A 3,996-nucleotide genomic window follows, 5' to 3' on the forward strand; every position below is an offset into this window, starting at 1 on the left:
AGCTACCAACAGGTATACATCCGCAGAGCGCATCCATGGAGCGTTCAGGCTTTGACTCATATCACCACCGTCTGTAAAGTTGGTATACTTACGGAAGGCATAGCCGGTATAACGCGTATCGGCCGCTGAAAAAATGTGTACAGTTGATCCTTTTACGATCTGGTCTCCTGGTTTGAAAATAGAATAATCGAGACGTGGATCATTTGGTTCAAATTCATCAACCAAATCTTGAATGGGCTCGTGAAAGCCCCAACCTCCTAATATTTCCGGAGTATGATAGTATGCAGGAGAATCATCTGTAGTCCAGCCTTGTTCGTACTGCAAACTATATAGTATTTCCGGGTTATTTTCAGTAGCCAGTTGAAAATTTTGTTCGAAGCTATCGGCCAGTTTATACTTGGCATTGTTAATAATGTGGTTACCAGCATTGATGGCATTGGAGAACTTTTCCTGATACATATATAGTTTGGTGAGGAATCCATAAGCTGATCCTTTGGAGGCTCGACCTATATTTTTCGTATTCTGGCTAGTCTTGCTATAGTCTTCTGGTAGCAACTCAGCCGCTTTCAGAAAATCGGATTCCGCCTGAGCCAGTACTTCGGTTAGTGAAGATTTAGCTTTGTTGAAATTATTGGCGAGCGCATCTTCTTCCAGAATGATAGGGACTTCTCCCCAGATCACGGCAAGTCGCCAGTAAGCAAAACCTCTTAGAAAATATGCCTCGCCCAGGCATCTGTTACGCAGTGTGTCAACCATATCTACTTGGGGAGCATTGATTAGTAGCGTGTTGGCACGTGAAATCACTTCGTATCTGGTAGACCAAGTATTCAATATATGCGTATTGGAGGCATTGAACGTAAATCCCTCAAGTTGTGCTTCCGCATCGCCATGGTTCCCCGAGCGAATCATATCGTCAGAGCTGTTGTCGTATGTATATTCTGTGTGAGCGAATCCATCTTCATCTAGCAGAGGTGAATATATAGCATTTGTTGCTGCTATTACATCATCACTGTTGCGCCAAAATTTATCGGAAGTTGTCTGACCGTATGGCGTAGAATCCAGCAGATTATCTTGGCATGCTGTAAATGCTATACCTGTTAGCAATGCAGCAATTGCTGATAGTTTCTTTATTGAATTAGTATTCATAGCATTAGAAGGATAGAGTGGCACCGATAGTAAAGGTTCTGGCAAGCGGATATTGTGCATAATCCACATTCACCTGGGTATACTGTCCAGATGAACGATTGCCGTCTGCATAACCCAGTTCAGGATTCAAGCCTTTATACTTGGTGAGGGTAAATATATTCTGGCCGGTTACATAGAAACGAGCCTGCGTCAGATGCAGCGATTCTGTAAAATTTCTTGGTAATGTGTAGCCCAATGTTACGTTCTTCAGTCTCAGAAATGCTCCACTCTCAATGAAAAGATTCGATGTTCGAAAGTTGAGGTTGGGATCGGTAGCACTAAGACGTGGCAGAGAATTACTGGTACCCTCTCCATGCCAGCGTTCAGTTGTTTCCTGATATAGATTGAATGAATAAGCAGTGTTCAGCCCCTGCATACGGTCCGCATTGTAAATATCCACGCCGCCTATACCTAAAAAGAATAATGTGAGATCGATACCTTTAAATGTTGCATTCGCATTAAAACCGTAGGTGACCTTTGGCTGCGGGCTACCCAATATAGTGCGGTCTTTATCATCAATTACATGGTCACCATTCAGGTCCACAAATCGTACATCCCCCGGGTGTATTTGTGTGGCTCTTCGTGGATCTTCAGAAATATTAGGATCAGAGTCTATCTGTGCTTGGTTTTGATATATACCATCTGCTTTCCATCCATAGAATGTGCCGTATGGACTGCCTACGTAGGAGCGTGTTATCTCCTGATCAGTGCGACCATACGTTTGTGATGAAAGGAAGCTTCCTGGTGTGAGCAGTTTTGTTACGCGATTTTTGATAAAAGTTGCATTGCCACTAAGTGTAATATTAAGATCGCCGATTGATTTTCTATAGGTAATCTCAAGCTCAAATCCTTTGTTACGAAGTTGTCCTACGTTCTGATCTGGAATCTTTGCTTTGCCAAGTGTACCAACGGAAGGAGGACTCAATAACATATCTTTCGTGTCCTTAATAAAGTAAGCCACTGTAACTAATATGCCGTTATCGAGGAATCCTACATCCAATCCGAAATTAGTCATCTCGGCAGTTTCCCATCCTATATTAGGATTCGGAATGACTGAAGGCGCAGTTCCTTTTACTTGATTTTGTGGTTGACTAGAACCCAATGCATAGTTGTTATATGTTCCGCCATTGCGTAGCAAGGCTAAATACTGAAGTCGGTCTACATTTTGATTTCCAAGTTGCCCCCAACCACCAGTAATTTTCAGGTTGCTCATGAAAGGGACAGCATTTCGAAAAAATGTTTCTTCCGATATACGCCAGCCCAAAGAGAACGCAGGAAAGTGGCCCCACTTTAAACCAGGCCTGAACTTAGAGGAGCCATCCGCTCGAAACGTTGCAGTAAGTAAATAACGATCCTTGAACGCATAAGTGGCGCGACCGAATAACGATTGCAAGGCATCGTAGCTGCGCCCACCGTTATCTGCACCGAGGTTTACGATGGTTCCGGCCTGTGACATATAACGCAAACCTGGATCTTCACTCGGGAAGTCCCGACCTACTTCTTTAAGGTATATATCTTTAAAAGTTTGCGAAGTATATCCACTAACAATGCCTATCGTATGGTTGCCAAACTGCTTATCGTAAGAAATGAAATATTCTTGTAAAAAAGCCCAGTATTTATCGTTTGTAATTGTAAGTTGATTATAAGGCGATGTGCGAACCTGGCTGTCAATCTTTACTTCAAATTGACGAAAATCGCTAAATGTTGCATCGAGTGCAAGATTCGCTTTTGCTTTTAAGCCTTTCAATATTTCATATTCGCCTGTTACACTACCTAGTATGCGATTACGTGCATTGTCTTTGTCTTGCGTATCGATTGTATATACCGGATTGTTGATGTCTCCAAACCCTGGTAGACTCCGACTATACTCGCCATTTGCTTTATATACAGGTAAACCGGGATGGAAGCGAATAGCACTCCAAAGCAAGCCATCTTGTGCGGATAATGTATTTGGTGCATTATCATGTGTATTGGTAAACTGTAAACTTTGACCAATCTTTAAATGCTTTCCAATTTTATGATCTGTATTGATGCGCAATGTATACCGTTTGTAGTATGCTTTGCCAATGATACCTCGTTCGTCATATTTACCTCCGGATATGGCAAAGGAAGAATACTTACTGCCACCACGGATGGAGAGATCTATATTATTGGTAGTGCCTTGTTTGAATATTTCATTCTGCCAATTGGTCTTTTGAATTTGATACAATGAATCGTCCCAGATGGTCGGAACCGTTAATGCATCGTTAGTGTATGCTTCATGATTAAGTGCTGTGAGAGTAGGAGCATCCAGCACATCGATTGTTTTGATACGTTTGGAAATCCCTGTATAAGCATTTACGGTAAATTTCAGTTTATCATCAAACTTTCCGCGCTTAGTGGTGATAAGTACTACTCCATTAGCTGCACGCGTTCCATAGATCGCGGATGCTGATGCGTCTTTTAAAACATCGAATGACTCTATGTCATTCGGATTTACATCGTTCATTGTACCCGCAGGAACGCCATCTATTACAATCAATGGATCCGCATTGTTCACAGTCCCTAATCCCCGGATACGAATAGAACCTGCATTGCCGGGAGCACCACCATTGCGCACAATGTTTACGCCAGCCATTCTTCCCTGTAGTGCCTGCTGTGCACCACCGGAAGGTATATTTTCAATGTCAGACCCTTTAATAGCAGATATAGAGCCCGTAACATCTTTCTTCTCTTGTGTACCATATCCCACCACCACAACTTCTGACAGTGTTTGCATATCGGCAATCAGTGTTACAGTTAGTGTTGTCTGGTTGTTAACGGCAACTTCCT

2 protein-coding genes are annotated in these 3,996 nt (G+C 42.6%); both read right to left on the reverse strand.

Annotated features, from left to right (window positions below):
* Window positions 1–1,146 (reverse strand): RagB/SusD family nutrient uptake outer membrane protein (locus tag VIN08_RS06515; protein WP_331962006.1); only part of this gene is annotated, 1,146 nt, incomplete at its 3' end.
* Window positions 1,147–1,150: 4 nt separating this feature from the next.
* Window positions 1,151–3,996: TonB-dependent receptor (locus tag VIN08_RS06520; RefSeq protein ID WP_331962009.1), on the reverse strand; the 2,846-nt coding region annotated here is incomplete at its 5' end.

The sequence above is a fragment of the Ohtaekwangia sp. genome (assembly GCF_036568665.1).
GTDB lineage: Bacteria > Bacteroidota > Bacteroidia > Cytophagales > Cyclobacteriaceae > Ohtaekwangia.